Source organism: Enterobacter sp. D2, assembly GCF_034427575.1.
GTDB lineage: Bacteria > Pseudomonadota > Gammaproteobacteria > Enterobacterales > Enterobacteriaceae > Enterobacter > Enterobacter cloacae_M.
On the sequence record NZ_JAXQPP010000004.1, the window covers coordinates 1 to 23462 of the forward strand.

Sequence of the window (23462 nt, forward strand, 5' to 3'; positions counted from 1 at the left end):
CACTTTGAGTGCCCACACAGATTGTCTGATAAATTGTTAAAGAGCAGTGCCGCTTCGCTTTTCGCTGCGGCGCGGGGTGTGCATATTACGCTTTCCCGCTTCAGAGTCAAGCGATTATTTTTGCTTTTCTCTGCTGACCCGGCGGCGTGTGTGCCGTTGTTCCGTGTCAGTGGAGGCGCATTATAGGGAGTTATTCCGACGTGACAAGAGGAAATTAAAAAAAAGTTTCCATCCGCGTTTTTTTTCACCAACAGAGGTGAAATCGAGCTACAAATTGTTCTATTTGATGTATCTGCAACCACAATCACATTCGAGGTGGCATAATTATCAGCATGAATCTTTAAGGAATAAAAGCGATGCCATTAAGCGCACAACAGCTGGCCGCCCAAAAAAACCTGTCGTACGTGCTGGCAGAAAAGCTGGCTCAGCGGATTTTAGCGGGTAAATATGCCCCGGGCAGCATCCTGCCGGGTGAGATGGAGCTGGGTGAGCAGTTTGGGGTGAGCCGTACCGCCGTTCGCGAAGCGGTGAAAACCCTGACGGCAAAAGGCATGGTGCTTCCACGCCCTCGCATTGGCACACGCGTGATGCCACAGAGTAACTGGAATTTTCTCGATCAGGAGCTGCTCTCCTGGTGGATGACGGAAGATAACTTTCACCAGGTCGTCGATCACTTTCTGGTGATGCGCAGCAGCCTTGAACCTCAGGCATGTCTGCTTGCCGCCACGCTAGGAACTGCAGAGCAGAAAGCACAGCTTAACGCGCTGATGGAAGAGATGGTGTTCCTGAAAAAGCACTTCAACCGCGAACGCTGGGTTGAGGTTGATATGGCCTGGCATGAACACATCTATATGATGAGCGCCAATCCGTTTCTCACCTCTTTTGCCTCTTTATTTCATTCGGTGTATCACACCTACTTTACCTCTATTACACAAAACGAAGTGGTAAAACTGGATTTGCACCAGGCGATAGTAGATGCCATCCAGGAAAGCGACGGGCAGCGAGCCCTGAGTGCGTGCCAGGCACTGCTGGCCGCGCCAACCCACCAGCAGGTAAATAAATGACAACGAAAAAAGCGCGCAGCATGGCCGGATTGCCGTGGATTGCAGCCATGGCATTTTTTATGCAGGCACTGGATGCCACCATCCTCAACACAGCGCTTCCCGCTATTGCGCAAAGCCTTAACCGCTCCCCGCTGGCGATGCAGTCCGCCATCATCAGCTACACCCTGACGGTCGCAATGTTAATTCCGGTCAGCGGCTGGCTGGCCGACCGCTTTGGCACCCGCAGAGTTTTCATGCTGGCCGTAACGCTCTTTACGCTCGGTTCACTGGCCTGTGCGCTCTCCTCATCCTTAACGGAGCTGGTTATCTTCCGCGTATTGCAGGGCATTGGCGGCGCGATGATGATGCCAGTGGCGCGTCTTGCCTTGCTGCGAGCCTACCCCAGGAGCGAACTGCTTCCCGTGCTCAACTTCGTCACCATGCCGGGCCTGGTTGGCCCGATTCTTGGCCCGGTACTCGGTGGCGTGTTTGTCACCTGGGCAAGCTGGCACTGGATCTTCCTGATTAATATTCCAATTGGCGTTGCGGGGCTGCTGTATGCCCGCAAATATATGCCGAACTTCACCACGCCAAGGCGCAGCTTCGACATGGGAGGCTTTTTCCTGTTTGGCCTGAGCCTGGTGTTATTCTCCAGCGGAATGGAGCTGTTTGGCGAGAAGATCGTCGCGACGTGGTTAGCGCTCTCCGTTATCCTCTGCGGTATTCTGTTATTCCTTCTTTATATACGTCACGCGCGCCGTCACCCGACGCCGTTAATTTCCCTGGGGCTCTTTAACACCCGAACGTTTTCCGTTGGGATTGCAGGAAACATTGCGTCTCGTCTGGGGACGGGTTGCGTACCGTTCCTGATGCCATTGATGCTGCAGGTGGGTTTCGGCTACCCGGCCCTGATTGCTGGCTGCATGATGGCGCCCACGGCAATGGGCTCAATTCTGGCAAAATCAACCGTGACAAAGGTGCTGCGCTGGTTTGGCTATCGTAAGACGCTGGTTGGCGTGACGGTCTTTATCGGTCTGATGATTGCGCAGTTCTCGCTGCAATCCGCCGCGTTACCCGTCTGGATGCTGATCCTGCCGCTGTTTGTGTTGGGTATGGCGATGTCGACGCAGTTCACGTCGATGAACACCATCACCCTCGCCGACCTGACTGACGAGAACGCCAGCAGCGGCAACAGCGTGCTGGCGGTAACGCAACAGCTGTCGATCAGTTTAGGGGTTGCCGTGAGTGCAGCGGTGCTGCGGTTTTATGAAGGTTTTGACAGCGCAAATACCGTTGAGCAGTTCCACTATACCTTTATCACCATGGGCGCACTTACCGTGGTATCGGCGCTGGTCTTTATGCTGTTAAAACCGAAAGATGGCCGAAACCTGATTAAAGAGCGTCACAAAGAGAAAGCTAAACCGAACCGCGTTCCATCAGAACAGGAGTAAGCTGCAGGCGTTGCTGTTGCAGCGTGGGCTGCGCCATACGGTGAATCAACACATCGATGGCCAGCTCGCCCAGTTCATCTTTTGGCTGATGGATCGTGGTCAACGGCGGCGTCATGTAGCTGGCCAGTTCGATATCGTCATAGCCAATGACCGCCATATCATCAGGCACGCGTAGCCCCGCCTGATACAACGCCTGGTAGGCACCAAACGCCATCGCGTCGTTACCAATAAACACCGCCTGCGGACGCGGCTTTAGCGCCAGCAGTTTCTGCATCGCCTCGAAACCGCCGTTAAATTCAAAATCACCGGTGATTCGATAGCCATCAGGAATGGCAAGCCCCGCTCGTTCCATGGCGGAGAGATACCCTTCCAGACGCAAACGCGCCGGAGTTTTATCCAGCGGCCCCGTAATACAGGCAATGCGAGTGTGTCCTTTATCAATCAGGTGCTGAGTCGCCATATCACCGCCCAGCAGGGAGTTATCCTGAATGAGATCGCTGGTTCCGTCGAACGGCGCCCAGTCCATCATCACGGTGGGAATCGAAGGATAGCGCTGGATGATCTCTTTCGAGGGCTGGTGCGTTTCGGTGCAGAGCAGCAATAGTCCGTCGACGCGTTTTTGCATCAGCGTTTCCAGGTTACGATTCATGCGCTGCTCGTCGCCCTCGGTATTGCACAGCACCAGGCTGTAGCCACGCTCGAAGCAGCTGCGCTCCACGCCGCGAACCAGTTCTGAATAAAAGGGGTTGGTACTGGCGGTGATCAGCATACCGATGGTGCGCGTCTGGTTGAGCTTAAGGCTGCGCGCCAGCGCAGACGGCGCATAGTTGAGTTCTTTTACCGCAGCTTCAACTTTCTCCCGAATCGCCTCGCTGACGAAGCGATCGTTGTTTATAACGTGGGAGACCGTCGAGGTAGAAACGCCCGCCATGCGGGCGACATCTTTCATTGTGGCCAAGCGTTACCCCTGCTGACTTAAGAATTCATCGATCTCTTTACGCCACGGAACGGAAGGCTGGGCGCCTTTGCGCGTCACCGCAATCGCGGCAGCAGCGTGTGCGAAGCGAATAGCGTCATCCATTCTCTTGCCTTCCAGCAGCGCGGTGACAAGTGCACCGTTAAAGGTATCTCCCGCTGCGATGGTATCAATCGCTTTGACCTTAAAGCCCGGCACGCGACGGCCTTCGCCATTGACGCTTGCCCACACTCCACGGCTACCAAGGGTGATAATCACGGTGCCGATGCCCTTATCATGCAGTGCACGCGCGGCTCGCGCGGCATCGTCATCATTTTCTACGCGAATGCCCGTCAGCTTTTCGGCTTCGGTTTCGTTCGGCGTAATGATATCCACCAGCGCCAGCAGCTCGTCTGATAATACACGGGCTGGGGCCGGGTTAAGTACGACAGTGGTATGATTTTCATGCGCAATTTTCGCGGCGGCCAGCACGCTTTCAACCGGTGACTCCAGTTGCATGAGCAGGGCTTCCGCTCCGGCGATGATGGCACGTTGCGCTTCTACGCGCTCCGTCGTCAGCGCAGCGTTAGCACCCGCATGAATACCGATGACATTCTCACCTTCAGCATTGACGAAAATCAGCGCCACGCCGGTCGATTCCCCTGCAACCACGCTGACCGGTGCGATATCAATGTTGTCGCTCGCCAGCTGTTTGCGTACTCGCTCACCGGTATCGTCATCACCCGTGCAGGCGATAAACGCAATATTCGCCCCGCTACGTCCGGCAGCGACGGCCTGGTTGGCACCTTTACCGCCAAATGCCACCTGATACTGGTTACCCGTGACGGTTTCGCCCGGTGCAGGGAACGATTCAAGGTTAAGAATGTGATCGGCATTGATACTGCCAAGGACGACGAGGTTGCCTGCGGTTTTCATGGTTGGGTTGTCCATCTGAGAGCGCCACCGGTGTTACCCGGCGGCGTATGCCACACTTTTCTTTATTGGTGTCCCTCAGGCAGCCAGCGACTGCCTGATTCGCCTTTTACTGCTTGATGACCAGCTTCAGGTCAACTGGGTATTTGGCCTGAACTTTTTCGCCCTTCAGCACTTTGTCGGCAGTTTCAACGCCAGTGGCGCCAATCTGCTCAGGCAGCTGAGCGATGGTCGCAGCCAGTTTGCCATCGTTTACTGCTTTTTCACCATCCGGCGTGCCGTCAAATCCGACAACCATCACATCAGATTTACCTGCGGTCTGCAGGGCACGCAGCGCGCCGAGCGCCATTTCGTCGTTCTGTGCGAACACGGCCTGCACGTCAGGATGCGCGGTCAGCAGGTTCTGCATAACGTTCAGACCTTTAGTGCGGTCGAAGTCTGCCGGCTGGCTGGCCAGCACGTTGAATTTGTGTGCAGCCACTGCCTGCTGGAAGCCTTCACCACGCTCGCGGGCTGCAGACGTACCGGCAATCCCCTGCAGTTCGATAACTTTCGCGCCTTCGCCGGCTTTCTTCGCGATGTAATCACCGGCGATTTTACCGCCCAGCACGTTATCAGACGCAATGTGGCTAACAACTTCGCCTTTCGTTGCCTGGCGGTCCAGAGTGATCACCGGAATTTTCGCCTGGTTTGCCATTTTAACGGCGTTACCGACGGCATCAGAATCGGTTGGGTTGATCAGCAGAATTTTGGTGCCGCGAACGGTTAAGTCCTGAACGTTAGCCAGCTCTTTCGCCGGGTTGTTCTGTGAATCCAGCACCACCAGGTTGTAGCCAAGTTTGTCCGCTTCTTTCTGCGCACCGTCCTTCAGGGAGACGAAGAACGGGTTGTTCAGGGTAGAGACAACCAGCGCGATGGTGTCTTTCGCCATGGCGTTAGCACTTACGGTTGCGCTCAGCGCGACAGCAGAAACCAGGGTAGCCAATTTTTTCATGTTCATATCTAAGATGTCCTGTAGTGTCGTCAGTTACTGTTTTTTGTTGTCTACCAGTACCGCCAGCAAAATCACCACTGCCTTAACGATCATCTGGTAATAGGAGGAAACACCTAACAAATTCAAACCATTATTCAGGAAACCGAGAATCAGTGCGCCGATCAATGTCCCAACAATGCGACCTTTACCGCCCGCAAGACTCGTACCGCCCAGAACCACTGCCGCGATAGCATCCAGCTCATAACCCGTCCCTGCCGTTGGCTGCGCGGAGGAGAGGCGCGCCACTTCGATGATACCTGCCAGCGATGCCAGCAGACCGCACAGGGAGTAAACGATAATTTTGACTTTATTAACGCTGATACCGGACAGGCGCGTTGCCGCTTCGTTACCGCCCAGCGCGTAGATATAACGACCCAGACGGGTGTGGTGCAGCATGTACCACGCCGCCAGGAAGACGATAGCCATGATCCAGACCGGGGTCGGAACACCCAGCGGGCGACCAATACCGAACCAGCCAAACAGATCGGCGTTATCGGTAAAGCCGGTATTGACCGGGCTGCCGTTGGTGTACACCATGGTCACACCGCGCAGCAGCAGCATCATCACCAGCGTAGCGATAAACGCCTGAACGCGGCCTTTTGCTACAATCACGCCGGTTACGGCACCAATCGCCGCGCCTGCCGCCAGGGCCGCGGCCACGGCCACCAGCGCGTTGACTTCAATGCCGACAATCGAAGCGGCGATCGCGCCGGTGAGCGCCAGCAGGGAACCGACGGACAGATCGATACCTGAGGTCAAAATCACCAGCGTCATGCCGACCGCCATAATGGCGTTCACCGATGTTTGCTGCAGAATGTTGAACAGGTTATTAACGGTGAAAAAGTTCGGGCTCATGGTCGATACAATCGCGATCAGCACCAGCAGGGCAATCAGCGATTTTTGTTCCATCAGCCATGCCTTTGTGAAATAGCGGCGACCAGAAACAGCCTGGGTAGTCATCTTCTTACTCCTGATTCACGCGATTAAGCTTGCCCACAGCGGCAGCCATCAGAACTTCCTGGGTGGCCTGCTCGCGAGTGAATTCACCGCCGAGATGCCCTTCATGCATGACGATAATGCGATCGCTCATGCCTAATACTTCTGGCATCTCGGAAGAGACCAGAATGATGCTCAGACCGTCGGCCTTGAACTGGTTAATCAGCTGATAGATCTCTTTCTTCGCGCCCACGTCCACGCCGCGGGTTGGCTCGTCGAGGATCAACACTTTCGGGCGCGTCATCAGCCCGCGCGCAATCGCCACTTTTTGCTGATTACCGCCGGACAACAGGCCAATCGCCTGCTCCATCGACGGGGTTTTGACGTTAAAGAGGCGGATAAAATCGCTCACCGCCTGCTGCTCATCTTTATGCTTCAGGCTACCGCCGCTATGGCTGAAATAGCGCAGCGCGGTCAGGGACATGTTCTCTTTAACCGACATCCCCAGCACCAGGCCGTCGCGTTTGCGGTCTTCAGAGATATAGACGATGCCGTTCGCCAGGCCATCCTGCGGAGAGCGGGTGACCACTTCATGACCGTCTAGGGTGACATAACCGCTGGTGCGCGGCAGTGCGCCGTACAACACTTTCATCAGCTCGGTACGCCCGGCACCCATCAGGCCAGCCACGCCCAGGATCTCGCCCTGGCGCAGGGTAAAGGTCACGTCGTTCACGCCAGGGCCGCAGAGGTTGTCCACCTTCAGGCGGATCTCACCCGGCGCTTTATCCAGATGCGGATACTGATCTTCGAGCTTGCGTCCCACCATCATTTCGATGAGCGTATCTTCGGTCAGCGTGGCGACTTCGCGCTCGGCAATAAACTGCCCGTCGCGGAAGACGGTGACGTCATCGCAGATTTCGAAGATCTCTTTCATGCGGTGAGAGATATAGACAATCCCGCGCCCCTGCGACTTCAGCTCGCGGATCACGCGGAACAGGGATTCGGTTTCGGTGTCGGTCAGAGCGTCGGTGGGTTCATCCATAATGATGACCTTCGACTCAAAGCTCAGCACCTTGGCAATTTCCACCATCTGCTGATCGCCAATAGAGAGATCGCCGACCAGGCGGTCGCTCTTAAAGCGCAGGTTCAGCTTCGCCAGCAGCTTGTCCGCTTCGGCGTACATGGTTTTCCAGTCGATTTTGCCGAACCGGTTAACAAACTCGCGGCCGAGGAAGATGTTTTCAGCAATGGTGAGCTGCGGGATCAGGTTCAGCTCCTGGTGAATAATACCGATGCCCGCTTCCTGAGAGGATTTTGGGCCATTGAAGGTGGTCTCTTTCCCCAGCCAGACGAGTGAACCGGCATCGCGTTGATAGATACCGGTCAGCACTTTCATCATGGTGGATTTGCCGGCACCGTTTTCGCCCACCAGCGCCATCACGCGCCCGGGGTAGACGTTCAGCGCCGCGCCGGAGAGGGCTTTTACGCCCGGGAACGACTTATCGATCCCTTTGAGTTGCAGTAATGCGTCCATGATGGCCTCAGAAGGTGACGCCAGCACAGAGAATGATATTCGCATACGGGGAACACTCCCCGCTGCGAATCACCGCCTGACTGTCTGCGGTTTGTTGTTTGAACTGTTCGTGCGTCGTGTAACGAATTTCTATGGTGTTTCCCTGGTGTTGTTGCAGTTGCTCAATATGGCTGAGCAACGTTTCGTGGAGTTGCGGATTATGTTGTTTGATTTCCGCCGCGAGAATGGCTGCCTCAACCTGCATCTCCGCCGTCACGACTTCCAGTACCTGCATAAACGAGGGTACACCCTGCGTTAACGCCATATCGATACGGGTTGTGCTGCGCGGAACCGGTAAGCCTGCATCGCAAACCACCAGCGTATCGGTATGCCCAAGACGGGAAATAACCGATGAGATTTCTGAGTTGAGTACCGTGCCTTTCTTCATTTTCTTGCTCCACTAGCGAAACGTTTCGCTGACGTCAGTTTAATCTCAAGAATGTTCAGAAAACCATCATGACGTAACAGATTTGTGATCGACGTCGAAACGTTTCGCTAAGTGAAATGCAGAGACAATTATTGTGGGTTGGCGAGGGGTTTGGTAGGCCGGGTAAGCGAAGCGCCACCCGGCATTTTCAGAAGGGATTAGATCTCGACCTGCGTTCCCAGCTCAATCACGCGGTTAGGCGGGATCTCAAACTGGTCAGGCGCGCGCAGGGCGTTACGCTGCAGGATGAGGTACAGCTTTCCGCGCAGACGCAGATACCACGGTCGCTTGCCGATGATCAGCGACTCGTGCGACATAAAGAACGACGTCTCCATCATCCGGCAGCTCAGCCCTTCCAGGCCGCAGCGGTGGAACACCTCTTCCACGTTTGGCGTTTCGCGCCAGCCGTAGCTTGCCACCACGCGCCAGAAGGTCGGAGACAGTTGCTCAATCTGCACGCGACGCACGTTGTGAACGTAAGGCGCATCTTCGGTGCGCAGCGTCAGCAGGATCACGCGCTCGTGCAACACTTTGTTGTGCTTGAGATTATGCATCAGCGCGAACGGGATGACGTTCAGAGCACGAGACATATACACCGCCGTGCCCGGCACGCGGACCGGCGGGGATTTCTCCAGAGAAGCGATCATCGCCTCAAGAGAATTGCCGTGCTCGTGCATGCGGCGCAGCAGGCGGAAACGCTCGCTTTTCCAGGTGGTCATGACGATGAACATCACCAGACCCAGCGTCAGCGGCAGCCAGCCGCCGGAGACAATCTTGTCGAGGTTCGCGGAGAACAGCGGCACGTCAATGCACAGGAAGCCCACCAGAATCATCGCCACGAGGAATTTATTCCAGTGCCAGTTTCGGTACGCCACCGTGGTGGAGAGCAGCGATGTCAGCACCATCGTACCGGTTACCGCAATACCGTACGCCGCCGCCAGGTTACTGGAGTGCTCGAAGCTGACGATAACAATAACAACAGCGAAATAGAGGAGCCAGTTAACGAACGGGATGTAGATCTGGCCCGACTCCATCTCTGAGGTATGGATGATGCGCATTGGCGAGAGATACCCCAGACGCACGGCCTGACGCGTCAGAGAAAACACGCCGGAAATCACCGCCTGGGAGGCAATGACGGTCGCCAGCGTCGCCAGGATAAGCATCGGCACCAGCGCCCAGTCGGGCGCCAGCAGGAAGAACGGGTTCTTGATCGCTTCCGGGTTTTTAAGCAACAGCGCGCCCTGACCGAAGTAGTTCAGCACCAGCGACGGCAGTACCACAATAAACCATGCCACGCGGATAGGCAGTTTCCCGAAGTGGCCCATGTCAGCATACAGCGCTTCCACACCGGTGATGGAGAGCACGACGGCCCCCAGCGCCACGAAGGAAACCACTTTGTATTCGAGGAAGAAATGCACCGCCCAATAAGGGTTCAGCGCATGCAGCACTTCCGGGTTCGCGATAATGCTGCGTAAACCAAGCGCCGCCAGGATCAGGAACCAGGCCAGCATAATCGGCGCGAACAGTTTGCCCACCAGCCCTGTACCGTGCTTCTGGATCATGAACAGCAGCGTCAGGACAATAATGGCCAGCGGAACCACCCATGAATCAAGCTGCGGAGCGATAATCTCCAGCCCCTCAATCGCCGACAGCACCGAGATAGCCGGCGTTATCACCACTTCCCCGTAGAAGAAACTGCCGCCAATCAGGCCGATAATGACCAGTACAGAGGTCATCCTGGCCGAGGTATTACGTCCGGCAAGAGACATCAGGGTCAGGATCCCACCTTCACCTGCGTTATCAGCACGCATAACGAAGGAGAGATATTTAACGGAAACCACCAGGATCAGCAGCCAGAAAATGAGGGACAGGAAGCCAAACACGGCATCGCGTTCAACACCAAAACCAAACTGGCCGGACAGACATTCACGAAGCGTATAAAGCGGGCTGGTGCCGATATCACCGTAGACAACCCCGATCGCCGCAAGCGTTATTGCGGGTAATGATTGCTTATTATCAGTGCTCATAGACTAGTCTTTTCGTTTAAATAACAAATGTGTTCCCGGTCCCTTGGCCCACAAAAAGCGCACAGTATGCACGATTCATTGCAAAATCGTACCCCTAAATGCAACCGCATTAATGTAGCGCAAAGAAAATTGCGCCGCACTTCAGTCTATTACCAGCCCTGACTGAAACGTCTATACTCGCTTCAATTGGCCGCCACGACGGCGAAAGGATGCAAAACTATTATGGCTCACTCACATTTATTAGCAGAAAGAATTTCCCGCCTCAGCAGCGCGCTGGAGAAAGGCCTTTTCGAGCGTAGCCACGCTATCCGCCTCTGCTTACTGGCGGCGTTGAGCGGTGAGAGCGTGTTTTTGCTGGGACCGCCGGGCATTGCCAAAAGCCTTATTGCCCGCAGGCTAAAATTTGCTTTTCAGAACGCCCGCGCCTTCGAATATCTCATGACCCGGTTTTCCACCCCAGAAGAAGTTTTTGGTCCGCTCTCCATTCAGGCATTGAAAGACGAGGGGCGCTATCAGCGTCTGACTGAAGGGTATCTTCCGGAGGCTGAGATTGTTTTTCTCGATGAGATCTGGAAAGCGGGGCCGGCTATTCTAAACACCCTCCTCACGGCGATAAACGAACGTCGATTCCGTAACGGCGCCAGTGAAGAGAAAATCCCGATGCGCCTGCTGGTGGCCGCCTCTAACGAACTGCCTGAAGCCGACAGCAGTCTGGAAGCGCTGTATGACCGTATGCTTATCCGTCTGTGGCTGGACAAAGTGCAGGATAAGTCCAACTTCCGCTCCATGCTGGTCAGCCAGCAGGATGAAAGTGAAAACCCGGTATCCGCTTCGCTACAGGTGACGGATGAGGAGTATCACCAGTGGCAGCAGGATATCGGCAAAATCAAACTGCCTGACGCCGTCTTCGAGCTGATCTATCTGCTGCGCCAGCAGCTTGATCTCATCCCTTCAGCGCCCTATGTCTCCGATCGCCGGTGGAAAAAAGCGATCCGCCTGCTGCAGGCGAGCGCCCTGTTCAGCGGCCGTGATGCCGTTGCGCCAATCGATCTGATCCTGCTGAAAGATTGCCTCTGGCACGATGCAGAAGGCATGAATCTGATGCAGCAGCAGCTTGACGTTTTGATGACCGGACACGCCTGGGCACAGCAGGCAATGCTCAACCAGCTGGGGGCGATTGCCCAGCGGCGCATCCAGCTCCAGCAGCAGCAAAGTGATAAAACCGCGCTGAAAGTGAATCGCCTTGGGGGCATGTTCGCCCGCAAACCGCACTACGAGCTTCCCGCGGATCTGACCGGCACAACGCTAACGCTGCTGCTCCAGCAGCCGCTTAAACTGCATGATATGCAGGTGGTGCACATTACGATTGAGCGCGAGGCGCTGGCGCAGTGGCTGGATAAGGGCGGAGAGATCCGAGGAAAACTCAACGGCATTGGTTTCGCGCAGCCGCTGAATATGGAAGTGGACAGCAGCCAGCACCTGGTGATCCGCGACGTCAGCCTCCAGGGATCGCGTCTTGCGCTGCCGGGAACCGCTTCAGATAGCGTGCCGGAAGAGATCAAGCAGCAGCTGGAAGCGCTGGATACCGAATGGCATCAGCAGCACACCCGCTTTAGCGAGCAGCAAAAATGCCTCTTTATTCATAGCGACTGGTTAGGTCGCATCGAAGCCAGCCTGCAGGACGTCAGCGCGCAGATCAAACAGGCGCGTCAATGCTAACGCTCGATACGCTTAACGTCATGCTGGCCGTCAGCGAGGAGGGGTTGATCGAAGAAGTGGTCATTACCCTTCTGGCGTCGCCGCAGCTGGCGGCGTTTTTTGAAAAATTTCCGAAGCTAAAAAAGGCGATGACGGACGATCTGCCCCGCTGGCGGGAAAATTTGCGTCAGCGGTTCAGGGAGACCGAAGTTCCGCCTGAGTTAACGGAAGAGGTGGCCTGCTATCAGCAGTGCCAGCGGCTCTCCACGTCGCAGTTTATCGTCCAGCTCCCGCAAACCCTGACGTTGCTCGATAACGTCCACTCTCCGTTTGCCAGCCAGGCCCGGGCGCTGGTCACGGATAACGCCACCTTTACACCCGCACTGCATACCCTCTTCTTACAGCGCTGGCGCCTCAGCCTGGTGGTTCAGGCCACAACGCTGAACCAGCAGCTGCTGGATGAAGAGCGTGAACAGCTGCTCAGCGAAGTTCAGGAACGTATGACGCTGAGCGGCCAGCTTGAAGAGGTGCTGGTAGAAAATGAAAACGCCGCCGGACGTCTGTGGGACATGAGCGCCGGGCAGCTGAAGCGCGGTGACTACCAGCTGATCGTGAAGTACGGCGACTTTCTAACGCAGCAGCCCGAGCTGATGAAGCTTGCAGAACAGCTGGGGCGCTCAAGGGAGGCAAAATCGGTCCCAAAGAAAGATGCCCCGATGGAAACCTTCCGCACCCTGGTGCGCGAACCGGCTACCGTGCCTGAGCAGGTCGACGGGCTCCAGCAGAGCGACGACATCTTACGCCTGCTGCCGACCGAGCTAAGCACGCTGGGGATGACCGAGCTGGAGTATGAGTTTTATCGTCGGCTGGTTGAAAAACAGCTTCTCACCTACCGACTGCACGGTGAAGCCTGGCGCGAGAAAGTCAGCCAACGGCCGGTCGTCCATCAGGATTTTGATGAACAGCCGCGCGGGCCATTCATTGTTTGCGTGGATACGTCCGGTTCGATGGGCGGGTTTAACGAGCAGTGCGCGAAGGCGTTCTGTCTGGCACTGATGCGCGTGGCGCTCGCCGATCGCCGTCGCTGCTTCATCATGCTCTTCTCCAGCGAGGTGGTGGGCTATGAGCTGACGAACCAGCAGGGGATCGAGCAGGCAATCCGCTTTCTGAGCCAGCGCTTTCGCGGCGGCACGGATCTGGCCAGCTGCTTCCGCAGTATTGTGGAGCGTATGCAGGGCGGCGACTGGTACGACGCTGACGCGGTGGTGATTTCCGATTTTATTGCCCAGCGGCTGCCGGATGACGTGGTGAATAAGGTGAAGGAATTACAGCGGGTGCACCAGCACCGTTTTCATGCGGTGGCGATGTCCGCTCATGGAAAACCCGGCATCATGCGCATCTTCGATCATATCTGGCGCTTTGATACCGGGTTGCGTAGCCGCCTGCTCAGACGCTGGCAGCGTTAATTACAGAAGAGAACCGACGCTTTCACGTACCTGCTGCGGCCAGACGCCACACTGAACCTGACCGATATGGGGTAATTGCAGCAGCAGCATGGTTAAACGGGACTGGCCGATACCGCCGCCGATCGTCTGAGGCATTTCACCGCGCAGCAGCGCCTGGTGCCACTCGAGTTTGAGACGATCTTCATCACCGGTGACCGCCAGCTGGCGCTTCAGCGCGTCGGCATCCACGCGGATCCCCATAGATGAAATCTCGAATGCGTCTTCCAGTACCGGGTTCCACACCAGAATATCGCCGTTCAGCCCGGCAAATTCGCCCTCACCTACAGTGCTCCAGTCATCATAATCCGGCGCGCGAACGTCGTGGCGTTTGCCATCAGACAGTTTGCCGCCGATACCGATCAGGAATACTGCACCTAATTCTTTAGCGATCGCTCGCTCGCGACCTTTAGCATCGAGATCCGGGAAGCGGCTCAGCAGCTCCTGGCTGTGGACAAAGTGGATCGTATCCGGCAGGAACGGTGCCAGACCAAACTCTTTGCTCACGGCCGCTTCGGTTGCTTTGATCCCGGCGTAGATCGCCTCAACGGTGGATTTCAGCGTACCGACGTGGCGTTCACCATCACCCATTACGCGCTCCCAGTCCCACTGGTCAACGTAAACGGAATGAATCGGAGAAAGGCGGTCTTCATCGGGACGAAGGGCTTTCATGTGCGTGTAGAGCCCTTCGCCCGCGCTGAAGTCGTGTTGTCCCAGAGTTTGACGCTTCCACTTCGCCAGGGAATGAACCACTTCGAACTGAGCGTCTGGCAGCGTTTTCACTTTTACCTGTACCGCTTTTTCGCATCCAGAGAGGTTATCCTGCGTCCCGTCACCCACGCGGCTCAGAATCGGCGCCTGAACTTCAATAAGGCCAAGCTTCTCTTCCAGCTGGCGGGAAAAATGGGATTTTACGAAACTGATCTGGCGTTGTTTTGCGATGTAAGCGGTTTTCATTATTTATACTCCTGCGTCCTGTTGATATTGATTAAGCAACAGAAATGGCATCATATTCAATAACTCATCAACAAAAAGCCACCTTCACTTTTGATTCGATAAATTTAAACGCTAGAATAGAGTGATTCATTAATCTTCATAAGAAAAAGCTATGGAAAATTATCAGATCGACAATCTCGACCGCGGCATTCTGGAGGCGTTAATGGCCAATGCCCGTACCGCCTACGCCGAGCTGGCAAAACAGTTTGGTGTCAGCCCGGGAACCATTCACGTCCGCGTAGAGAAGATGAAGCAGGCGGGGATCATTACCGGCGCACGCATTGACGTCAGTCCTAAGCATCTGGGTTACGACGTCTGCTGCTTCATCGGCATCATTCTTAAAAGCGCCAAAGATTACCCTTCCGCCCTGGCGAAGCTGAACGCGCTGGATGAAGTCACCGAGGCGTATTACACCACCGGGCATTACAGCATCTTTATTAAAGTCATGTGCCGATCCATCGACGCCCTCCAGCAGGTACTTATCAACAAGATCCAAACAATCGATGAAATTCAGTCCACCGAGACGCTGATCTCCCTGCAAAACCCGATCATGCGTACCATCCGCCCGTGATCGGGCAAATTCATTCCCACATTTTCCACAGGTAGATCCCAGCTCGTTCACAGCGTACAATGACCGTCTCTTTATCTGGGCGAGCGATCAATGGCGGACATTACCCTTATCAGCGGCAGCACCCTTGGTGGTGCGGAATACGTAGCGGAACACCTGGCTGAAAAGCTGGAAGATGCGGGCTTTTCCACGGAAACCCTGCACGGTCCGTTGCTTGAAGATCTCCCGACTGACGGTGTCTGGCTGCTGATCACCTCCACGCACGGCGCGGGCGATCTGCCGGATAACCTGCAACCTTTATATGACGAACTGCTGGAACAGCAGCCCGACCTGTCAAACGTCCGTTTTGGCGCGGTGGGGATCGGCAGTCGTGAATATGACACCTTTTGCGGGGCAATAGAGAAAGTTGAAGCCGCTGTAACCTCTTGTGGAGCAAAACAGCTGGGTGAAACGCTCAAGATCAACATCCTCGATCATGACATTCCGGAGGATCCAGCCGAGATCTGGCTCGCGGAATGGAAAAATTTACTCAAAAACGATTAAATATCGCGCGAACAGATGTGGATAACTCTGGTTAAAAGCTCGTATTAACCCGTAGTTATCCAAAGAACAACTGTTGTATCGTTTTTGACCTGTGTATAAAGTCGCGATCTGATCCCAGCTTATACTGTCCAGGATCACCGATCATTCACAGCAAACGATCCTTTCTAACTGCATGATCTTCTTTGTGAGATTGGACTTATCCACACAGGTTCGCGATCCTAATAAGAGATCACAATAGAACAGATCTCTAAATAAAAAGATCTTCTTTTTAATAGCCCAGGATCCCAATGCTTTCTCGAAAGACTAAAGTTGAGTAGAATCCACGGCCCGGGCTTCAATCCATTTTCATACCGCTTTACGCGAGGCAGACCACCATGTTTTATCAGGATCCTTTTGACGTCATCATCATTGGCGGGGGTCATGCAGGCACTGAGGCCGCAATGGCCGCAGCGCGTATGGGTCAGCAGACCCTGCTTTTGACACACAATATCGACACGCTGGGACAAATGTCCTGTAATCCGGCGATTGGCGGCATTGGGAAAGGACACCTGGTAAAAGAAGTGGATGCACTTGGCGGCCTGATGGCGAAAGCGATCGATCATGCTGGCATCCAGTTTAGGATACTAAACGCGAGTAAAGGTCCCGCCGTGCGTGCGACCCGAGCTCAGGCAGACCGCGTACTTTACCGTCAGGCTGTGCGTACCGCCCTGGAGAACCAGCCGAACCTGATGATCTTCCAGCAGGCGGTTGAAGATCTTATCGTTGAGAACGATCGCGTCGTAGGTGCCGTGACCCAGATGGGTCTCAAATTCCGTGCGAAAGCCGTGGTGCTGACCGTGGGCACATTCCTGGACGGTAAAATTCATATCGGTCTGGATAACTACAGCGGTGGCCGTGCCGGCGATCCGCCGTCTATTCCCCTGTCTCGCCGTCTGCGTGAACTGCCGCTGCGCGTCAGCCGCCTGAAAACCGGTACGCCGCCGCGTATTGATGCGCGCACCATTGATTTCAGCGTGCTGGCGCAACAGCACGGTGATAATCCGATGCCGGTGTTCTCGTTCATGGGCAATGCGGCTCAGCATCCGCAGCAGGTACCGTGCTACATCACGCATACCAACGAGAAAACCCATGACGTGATCCGCAATAACCTCGATCGCAGCCCCATGTATGCCGGCGTGATCGAAGGGATCGGCCCACGCTACTGTCCGTCGATCGAAGACAAAGTGATGCGCTTCGCCGATCGTAACCAGCACCAGATCTTCCTGGAGCCGGAAGGGCTGACCTCAAATGAAATTTATCCGAACGGCATCTCCACCAGTCTGCCGTTCGATGTACAGATGCAAATTGTTCGCTCAATGCAGGGGATGGAGAATGCGAAAATCGTTCGTCCCGGCTACGCTATTGAGTACGATTTCTTCGATCCGCGCGACCTGAAGCCAACCCTGGAAAGCAAATTCATCCACGGTCTGTTCTTCGCGGGGCAGATTAACGGCACTACCGGCTACGAAGAAGCGGCTGCGCAGGGCCTGCTTGCCGGTTTGAACGCCGCGCGCTTCTCCGCTGAGAAAGAGGGCTGGGCACCTGGCCGTTCTCAGGCGTATCTGGGCGTGCTGGTTGACGATCTCTGCACGCTGGGTACCAAAGAGCCGTATCGTATGTTTACCTCTCGCGCTGAATATCGCCTGATGCTTCGTGAAGATAACGCCGACCTGCGTCTGACCGAAATGGGCCGCGAGCTGGGTCTGGTCGATGACGAACGCTGGGCGCGCTTCAACGAAAAGCTGGAGCGCATTGAGCAGGAACGTCAGCGCCTGAAAACCACCTGGGTGAATCCGCAGGCGGAAACCGCCGCCGAAGTAAACGCTCACTTAACCGCGCCGCTGTCGCGTGAAGCCAGCGGGGAAGATCTGCTGCGCCGTCCTGAAGTCACCTACGAGAACCTGGTCAAACTGACCGCCTTCGCGCCGGGGCTGGAAGACGCTGAAGCGGCAGAGCAGGTTGAGATCCAGGTGAAGTACGAAGGTTACATCGCGCGTCAGCAGGATGAGATCGAAAAACAGCAGCGTAACGAAAACACGCTGCTGCCGGAAATGCTGGACTACCGCCAGGTGACGGGCCTTTCCAACGAAGTGATCGCCAAGCTGAACGATCACAAACCGGTATCGATCGGCCAGGCATCCCGTATCTCCGGCGTCACGCCTGCAGCGATTTCGATCCTGCTGGTCTGGCTGAAAAAGCAGGGCATGCTGCGCCGCAGCGCGTAATGCCCAGAACATTGCCCGGTGGCGCTGCGCTTACCGGGCCTGATGAACCCGTAGGGCGGGTAAGCGAAGCGCCACCCGCCACCTAAGTTTTCCAACAGGTATTCACCGTGCTCAACAAACTCTCTCGTCTGCTGGATCAGGCAGGTATTTCGCTCACCGATCACCAGAAAAATCAGCTGGTGGCCTATGTCGATATGCTGAACAAATGGAACAAAGCGTACAACCTGACTTCAGTACGTGACCCCAACGAGATGCTGGTACGCCATATTCTCGATAGCATCGTGGTTGCCCCGTGGCTGAAAGGTGAGCGTTTTATCGACGTGGGTACGGGACCTGGTTTACCGGGCGTTCCGCTGTCGATTGTTCGCCCTGAGAGCCACTTCACGCTGCTGGACAGCCTTGGCAAGCGCGTGCGCTTTTTACGTCAGGTACAGCATGAGCTGAAGCTTGAAAACATCACGCCCGTGCAGAGCAGGGTAGAGGAGTTCCCGGCAGAGCCGCCGTTTGACGGTGTTATCAGCCGCGCGTTTGCTTCGCTCAATGATATGGTGAGCTGGTGTAAGCACTTGCCGGCAGAGAATGGCCGCTTTTATGCGCTGAAAGGGCAGTTGCCAGGCGATGAGATTGAACAGCTCCCGGACGGTTTTGCTGTTGAATCCATCGAGAAATTACACATTCCTCAGCTCGATGGGGAGCGTCATCTGGTGATAATTAAGCCAAACAATTTTTAAAAAATTAATAAAAAATGTGGAATTTGTGCTTTTCTTCGCATGTTAAAAAACAGCACAACTACCGGGGATTTACCGGTGAGCTTTTAACCTCTTTTTCACTAAGGTTTTTCTTCAGGTTAACCTGGCCACTTTTATTCACCGAGAAGATAGTCATCTGTGAAAATATAAGTCTGCTAAAAGTGGGAGGCAGTAACCAGAACGCAATGTTAATTGTTTATTAAGAATGTCAATAAAACGTTTTTATTGTGTACTGGGCTGTTTTGAAAATAGTTACGACGTTTTGCTTTTAATTTCATAAAGTTAAATTTATGCGATTTGCGCCTTTGATAAATACAACCTTATCGCAAATGTGTGTTTTGTGATCTCGTGCACGCTTTATCGCCAACGTTTTCGCGCTGTTTGCAGTTTTGGTCGAAGGTTGACGCTTTCAGCGAAAGTTAAAAAATAGCGGTGGGGAAAAATATTTAAACATTTATTCACCTTTTCGCTACTTAATGTTTGAAATCACGGGTGCGCACCGTATAATTTGACCGCTTTTTGATGCTTGACTCTGAGCCTTAAAGGACGTTTTATACGACACGCGGCATACCTCGAAGGGAGCAGGAGTAAAAACGTGATGTCTGTGTCGCTCTTGAGTAGAAACGTTGCTCGTAAGCTTCTGTTCATTCAGTTTCTGGCTGTGATAGCAAGTGGACTGCTGTTTAGCCTCAAAGACCCCTTCTGGGGCATCTCCGCCGTGTGCGGGGGTTTGGCGGTTGTGCTGCCAAACGTGTTGTTTATGATTTTTGCCTGGCGTCATCAGGCGCATACACCCGCCAAAGGCCGCGTGGCCTGGTCCTTCGCCCTCGGCGAAGTGTGTAAGGTGTTGCTGACCTTTGCTCTACTGGTGATGGCGCTGGCGGTTTTGAAAGTGGTCTTCATGCCGCTGATAGCAACGTGGGTTTTGGTGCTGGTGGTACAAGTTCTGGCTCCAGCTGTAATCAATAACAAAGGGTAAAAGGCATCATGGCTTCAGAAAATATGACGCCGCAGGATTACATAGGTCACCATCTGAATAACCTTCAGCTGGACCTGCGTACATTCTCGCTGGTGGATCCACATAACCCCCCGGCCACCTTCTGGACGATCAACATCGACTCCATGTTCTTCTCGGTGGTTTTGGGTCTTCTGTTCCTGGCCATGTTCCGCGGTGTTGCTAAACGAGCGACCAGCGGTGTACCAGGGAAATTCCAGACCTTCATCGAAATGATCATCGGCTTCGTCCATGGCAGCGTCAAAGACATGTACCATGGTAAGAGCAAGCTGATTGCTCCGCTGGCCCTGACCGTGTTCGTTTGGGTCTTCCTGATGAACCTGATGGACCTGCTGCCAATCGATCTGCTGCCGTTTATCGGCGAGCATATCTTCGGCCTGCCTGCGCTGCGTGTTGTACCGTCTGCGGACGTGAACATCACCCTGTCGATGGCGCTGGGCGTGTTTATCCTGATTCTTTTCTACAGCATCAAAATGAAAGGCGTAAGCGGCTTTGTGAAAGAGCTTACCTTGCAGCCGTTCAACCACTGGGCGTTTATTCCGGTCAACCTGATCCTGGAAGGCGTTAGCCTGCTGTCCAAACCTGTTTCACTGGGTCTGCGACTGTTTGGCAACATGTATGCGGGTGAGCTGATTTTCATTCTGATCGCGGGTCTTCTGCCGTGGTGGTCACAGTGGATTCTGAATGTGCCATGGGCCATTTTCCACATCCTGATCATTACGCTGCAAGCCTTTATCTTCATGGTTCTGACGATCGTCTATCTGTCGATGGCGTCTGAAGAGCACTGATTTTTTACCAACACTACTACGTTTTAATTGAAACAAACTGGAGACTGTCATGGAAAACCTGAATATGGATCTGCTGTACATGGCTGCCGCTGTGATGATGGGTCTGGCGGCTATCGGTGCTGCGATCGGTATCGGCATCCTCGGGGGCAAATTCCTGGAAGGCGCAGCGCGTCAACCTGATCTGATTCCTCTGCTGCGTACTCAGTTCTTTATCGTTATGGGTCTGGTGGATGCTATCCCAATGATCGCTGTAGGTCTGGGTCTGTACGTGATGTTTGCTGTCGCGTAGTAGTAGTTTTAAAACCCTAAGCCACAGAAATTAAAGAGGTATTGTGCTGTGAACATGAACGCAACAATCCTCGGCCAGGCCATCGCGTTTATTCTCTTTGTCTGGTTCTGCATGAAGTATGTATGGCCGCCTTTAATGGCTGCCATCGAAAAACGTCAGAAAGAAATTGCTGACGGTCTGGCTTCTGCAGAACGCGCTAAGAAAGATTTGGACCTTGCACAGGCCAACGCGACAGACCAGCTGAAAAAAGCGAAAGCTGAAGCTCAGGTAATCATTGAACAGGCTAACAAACGCCGTTCTCAGATCCTGGACGAAGCCAAAGCTGAAGCAGAACAGGAACGTACTAAGATCGTGACACAGGCTCAGGCAGAAATTGATGCTGAGCGTAAACGTGCTCGTGAAGAACTGCGTAAGCAGGTTGCGATTCTGGCTGTTGCTGGCGCCGAGAAGATCATCGAACGTTCCGTGGATGAAGCTGCTAACAGCGACATCGTGGACAAACTTGTCGCTGAACTGTAAGGAGGGAGGGGCTGATGTCTGAATTTGTTACGGTAGCTCGCCCCTACGCCAAAGCAGCTTTTGACTTTGCTGTCGAACACCAAAATGTCGATCGCTGGCAGGATATGCTGGCGTTTGCCGCTGAGGTGACGAAAAACGAACAAATGGCTGAGTTGCTTTCCGGTGCGTTAGCACCTGAAACTCTCGCCGCGTCGTTTATCGCCGTGTGCGGAGAGCAACTGGATGCCAACGGCCAGAACCTGATTAAGGTGATGGCAGAAAATGGTCGTCTCCGTGTGCTCCCGGATGTTCTCGAGCAGTTTGAGCACTTACGTGCCCTTAGTGAAGCAACCGCTGAAGTCGAAGTGACTTCTGCGACTGAACTGAGTAATGAACAGCTTGCGAAAATCACCGCCGCGATGGAAAAACGTCTGTCACGCAAAGTTAAGCTGAATTGCAAAATCGATAAGTCTGTAATGGCAGGCGTAATCATCCGTTCGGGTGATATGGTCATTGATGGCAGCGTACGCGGCCGTCTTGAACGCCTTGCAGACGTCTTGCAGTCTTAAGGGGACTGGAGCATGCAACTGAATTCCACCGAAATCAGCGAACTGATCAAGCAGCGCATTGCTCAGTTCAGTGTTGTGAGTGAAGCTCACAACGAAGGTACTATTGTTTCTGTAAGTGACGGTGTTATCCGCATCCACGGCCTGGCCGATTGTATGCAGGGTGAGATGATTTCCCTGCCGGGTAACCGTTACGCTATCGCACTGAACCTGGAGCGCGACTCCGTAGGTGCAGTTGTGATGGGTCCATACGCTGACCTCGCCGAAGGCATGAAGGTTAAGTGTACTGGCCGTATTCTGGAAGTGCCGGTTGGCCGTGGCCTGCTGGGTCGCGTTGTTAACACCCTGGGTGCGCCAATCGACGGTAAAGGTCCGGTTGAGCACGATGGCTTCTCCCCAATCGAAGTTATCGCACCAGGCGTTATCGACCGTCAGTCCGTAGATCAGCCTGTTCAGACAGGTTATAAGTCCGTTGATGCCATGATCCCAATCGGTCGTGGTCAGCGTGAACTGATCATCGGTGACCGTCAGACCGGTAAAACCGCGATGGCTATCGACGCCATCATCAACCAGCGTGACTCCGGCATCAAATGTGTGTACGTGGCTATTGGCCAGAAAGCGTCCACCATTTCTAACGTGGTTCGTAAACTGGAAGAGCACGGCGCACTGTCTAACACCATCGTTGTGGTAGCAACCGCGTCTGAATCTGCTGCACTGCAATACCTGGCACCATACGCCGGTTGCGCAATGGGCGAATACTTCCGTGACCGCGGTGAAGATGCGCTGATCGTATACGATGACCTGTCTAAACAGGCTGTTGCTTATCGTCAGGTTTCCCTGCTGCTCCGTCGTCCACCTGGACGTGAAGCGTTCCCTGGCGACGTATTCTACCTCCACTCTCGTCTGCTGGAGCGTGCTTCCCGCGTTAACGCGGAATACGTCGAGAACTTCACCAAAGGTGAAGTGAAGGGTAAAACGGGCTCTCTGACCGCTCTGCCGATCATTGAAACCCAGGCGGGTGACGTTTCTGCGTTCGTTCCGACCAACGTAATCTCCATTACCGATGGTCAGATCTTCCTGGAAACCAACCTGTTTAACTCCGGTATTCGTCCGGCGGTTAACCCGGGTATCTCCGTATCCCGTGTTGGTGGTGCTGCTCAGACCAAGATCATCAAGAAACTGTCCGGTGGTATCCGTACCGCGCTGGCACAGTATCGTGAACTGGCTGCGTTCTCTCAGTTCGCATCCGATCTGGACGAAGCAACCCGTAAACAGCTGAGCCACGGTCAGAAAGTGACCGAGCTGCTGAAGCAGAAACAGTACGCACCAATGTCTGTTGCTCAGCAGGGCCTGGTACTGTTCGCGGCTGAACGCGGTTACCTCGAAGATGTGGAACTGGCGAAAATCGGTAGCTTCGAAGCCGCTCTGCTGGCTTACGTCGACCGTGATCACGCTCCGCTGATGCAAGAGATCAACCAGACCGGTGGCTATAACGACGAAATCGAAGGCAAGCTGAAAGCTATCCTCGATTCCTTCAAAGCAACCCAATCCTGGTAATCGTCCGGCGGCTTGTCTCAGGACAAGCCGCCTGGCATTGAGGAGAAGCTC

At 54.5% G+C, this 23462-nt stretch carries 23 protein-coding genes; 15 read left to right on the forward strand and 8 right to left on the reverse strand.

Features of this window, described 5'->3' with window-relative positions; translation table 11 throughout:
- From SPG90_RS17585 to mdtD, 3 genes are all read left to right on the forward strand, one after another.
- Positions 1-186: hypothetical protein (locus SPG90_RS17585; RefSeq protein ID WP_322408257.1), on the forward strand; the 186-nt coding region annotated here is incomplete at its 5' end.
- Between the two features lie 170 nt (positions 187-356).
- Positions 357-1064 (forward strand): FadR/GntR family transcriptional regulator, encoded by a 708-nt coding sequence (locus SPG90_RS17590; RefSeq protein ID WP_023309775.1) that lies wholly within the window; start codon positions 357-359, stop codon positions 1062-1064.
- Entirely contained in the window at positions 1061-2494 is a 1434-nt protein-coding gene (gene mdtD / locus SPG90_RS17595; RefSeq protein ID WP_047173122.1) for a multidrug transporter subunit MdtD, read from the forward strand. The genes SPG90_RS17590 and mdtD overlap by 4 nt, the downstream gene beginning before the upstream one ends.
- Here mdtD and rbsR read toward each other — a convergent pair.
- From rbsR to kup, 7 genes are all read right to left on the reverse strand, one after another.
- A complete protein-coding gene (gene rbsR / locus SPG90_RS17600) occupies positions 2460-3452 on the reverse strand; it encodes a ribose operon transcriptional repressor RbsR (protein WP_072162366.1) in 993 nt (330 codons plus the stop codon). The two genes, mdtD and rbsR, sit on opposite strands and share 35 nt — an antisense overlap.
- A gap of 3 nt (positions 3453-3455) precedes the next feature.
- Positions 3456-4385 carry a ribokinase gene (rbsK, locus tag SPG90_RS17605; RefSeq protein WP_032662107.1) on the reverse strand — a complete coding sequence of 310 codons (930 nt, stop codon included), beginning with the start codon at positions 4383-4385 and terminating at the stop codon, positions 3456-3458.
- Positions 4386-4491: 106 nt separating this feature from the next.
- Positions 4492-5382 carry a ribose ABC transporter substrate-binding protein RbsB gene (gene rbsB / locus SPG90_RS17610; RefSeq protein ID WP_010426610.1) on the reverse strand — a complete coding sequence of 297 codons (891 nt, stop codon included), beginning with the start codon at positions 5380-5382 and terminating at the stop codon, positions 4492-4494.
- A gap of 27 nt (positions 5383-5409) precedes the next feature.
- Positions 5410-6375 carry a ribose ABC transporter permease gene (rbsC, locus tag SPG90_RS17615; protein WP_006808742.1) on the reverse strand — a complete coding sequence of 322 codons (966 nt, stop codon included), beginning with the start codon at positions 6373-6375 and terminating at the stop codon, positions 5410-5412.
- Positions 6376-6379: 4 nt separating this feature from the next.
- Entirely contained in the window at positions 6380-7885 is a 1506-nt protein-coding gene (rbsA, locus tag SPG90_RS17620; protein WP_045354605.1) for a ribose ABC transporter ATP-binding protein RbsA, read from the reverse strand.
- A gap of 7 nt (positions 7886-7892) precedes the next feature.
- Entirely contained in the window at positions 7893-8312 is a 420-nt protein-coding gene (gene rbsD, locus SPG90_RS17625; RefSeq protein WP_003862392.1) for a D-ribose pyranase, read from the reverse strand.
- Positions 8313-8509: 197 nt separating this feature from the next.
- Positions 8510-10378 carry a low affinity potassium transporter Kup gene (kup, locus tag SPG90_RS17630; RefSeq protein WP_023309781.1) on the reverse strand — a complete coding sequence of 623 codons (1869 nt, stop codon included), beginning with the start codon at positions 10376-10378 and terminating at the stop codon, positions 8510-8512.
- Positions 10379-10600: 222 nt separating this feature from the next.
- On the opposite strand from kup, the gene ravA reads away from it, so the two are divergent.
- Together ravA and viaA are read left to right on the forward strand one after the other, a co-directional pair.
- Complete coding sequence (ravA, locus tag SPG90_RS17635; protein ID WP_047173123.1) at positions 10601-12097, forward strand: ATPase RavA; 1497 nt, start codon at positions 10601-10603, stop codon at positions 12095-12097.
- Positions 12091-13542: an ATPase RavA stimulator ViaA gene (viaA, locus tag SPG90_RS17640; RefSeq protein ID WP_045400472.1), complete on the forward strand. Its 1452-nt coding sequence runs from the start codon at positions 12091-12093 to the stop codon at positions 13540-13542. The genes ravA and viaA overlap by 7 nt, the downstream gene beginning before the upstream one ends.
- Here the strand turns inward: viaA and asnA are convergent, their stop codons facing one another.
- Entirely contained in the window at positions 13543-14535 is a 993-nt protein-coding gene (asnA, locus tag SPG90_RS17645) for an aspartate--ammonia ligase (RefSeq protein WP_047173125.1), read from the reverse strand.
- A gap of 151 nt (positions 14536-14686) precedes the next feature.
- On the opposite strand from asnA, the gene asnC reads away from it, so the two are divergent.
- The 10 genes from asnC (at position 14687) to atpA (ending at position 23411) form a co-directional block, all read left to right on the forward strand.
- Positions 14687-15145 carry a transcriptional regulator AsnC gene (gene asnC / locus SPG90_RS17650; RefSeq protein WP_023333916.1) on the forward strand — a complete coding sequence of 153 codons (459 nt, stop codon included), beginning with the start codon at positions 14687-14689 and terminating at the stop codon, positions 15143-15145.
- A gap of 90 nt (positions 15146-15235) precedes the next feature.
- On the forward strand, positions 15236-15685 hold the full coding sequence (gene mioC, locus SPG90_RS17655; protein WP_023309786.1) for an FMN-binding protein MioC: 450 nt from the start codon (positions 15236-15238) through the stop codon (positions 15683-15685).
- Positions 15686-16059: 374 nt separating this feature from the next.
- On the forward strand, positions 16060-17949 hold the full coding sequence (mnmG, locus tag SPG90_RS17660) for a tRNA uridine-5-carboxymethylaminomethyl(34) synthesis enzyme MnmG (protein WP_014072433.1): 1890 nt from the start codon (positions 16060-16062) through the stop codon (positions 17947-17949).
- A 107-nt stretch (positions 17950-18056) separates the two neighbouring features.
- Positions 18057-18680: a 16S rRNA (guanine(527)-N(7))-methyltransferase RsmG gene (gene rsmG / locus SPG90_RS17665; protein WP_023309787.1), complete on the forward strand. Its 624-nt coding sequence runs from the start codon at positions 18057-18059 to the stop codon at positions 18678-18680.
- Between the two features lie 616 nt (positions 18681-19296).
- Complete coding sequence (atpI, locus tag SPG90_RS17670; protein WP_008500194.1) at positions 19297-19677, forward strand: F0F1 ATP synthase subunit I; 381 nt, start codon at positions 19297-19299, stop codon at positions 19675-19677.
- A gap of 8 nt (positions 19678-19685) precedes the next feature.
- Positions 19686-20501, forward strand: coding sequence for a F0F1 ATP synthase subunit A (gene atpB, locus SPG90_RS17675; protein WP_023309789.1), 816 nt, complete (start codon positions 19686-19688; stop codon positions 20499-20501).
- Between the two features lie 49 nt (positions 20502-20550).
- Entirely contained in the window at positions 20551-20790 is a 240-nt protein-coding gene (atpE, locus tag SPG90_RS17680) for a F0F1 ATP synthase subunit C (protein WP_000429386.1), read from the forward strand.
- 48 nt (positions 20791-20838) lie between these two features.
- Positions 20839-21309, forward strand: a complete 471-nt coding sequence (atpF, locus tag SPG90_RS17685) for a F0F1 ATP synthase subunit B (protein WP_014072436.1) — start codon at positions 20839-20841, stop codon at positions 21307-21309.
- A gap of 14 nt (positions 21310-21323) precedes the next feature.
- Positions 21324-21857 (forward strand): F0F1 ATP synthase subunit delta, encoded by a 534-nt coding sequence (gene atpH / locus SPG90_RS17690; RefSeq protein WP_023309790.1) that lies wholly within the window; start codon positions 21324-21326, stop codon positions 21855-21857.
- Between the two features lie 12 nt (positions 21858-21869).
- Positions 21870-23411 carry a F0F1 ATP synthase subunit alpha gene (atpA, locus tag SPG90_RS17695; RefSeq protein ID WP_006808751.1) on the forward strand — a complete coding sequence of 514 codons (1542 nt, stop codon included), beginning with the start codon at positions 21870-21872 and terminating at the stop codon, positions 23409-23411.
- Positions 23412-23462: the final 51 nt, after the last annotated feature.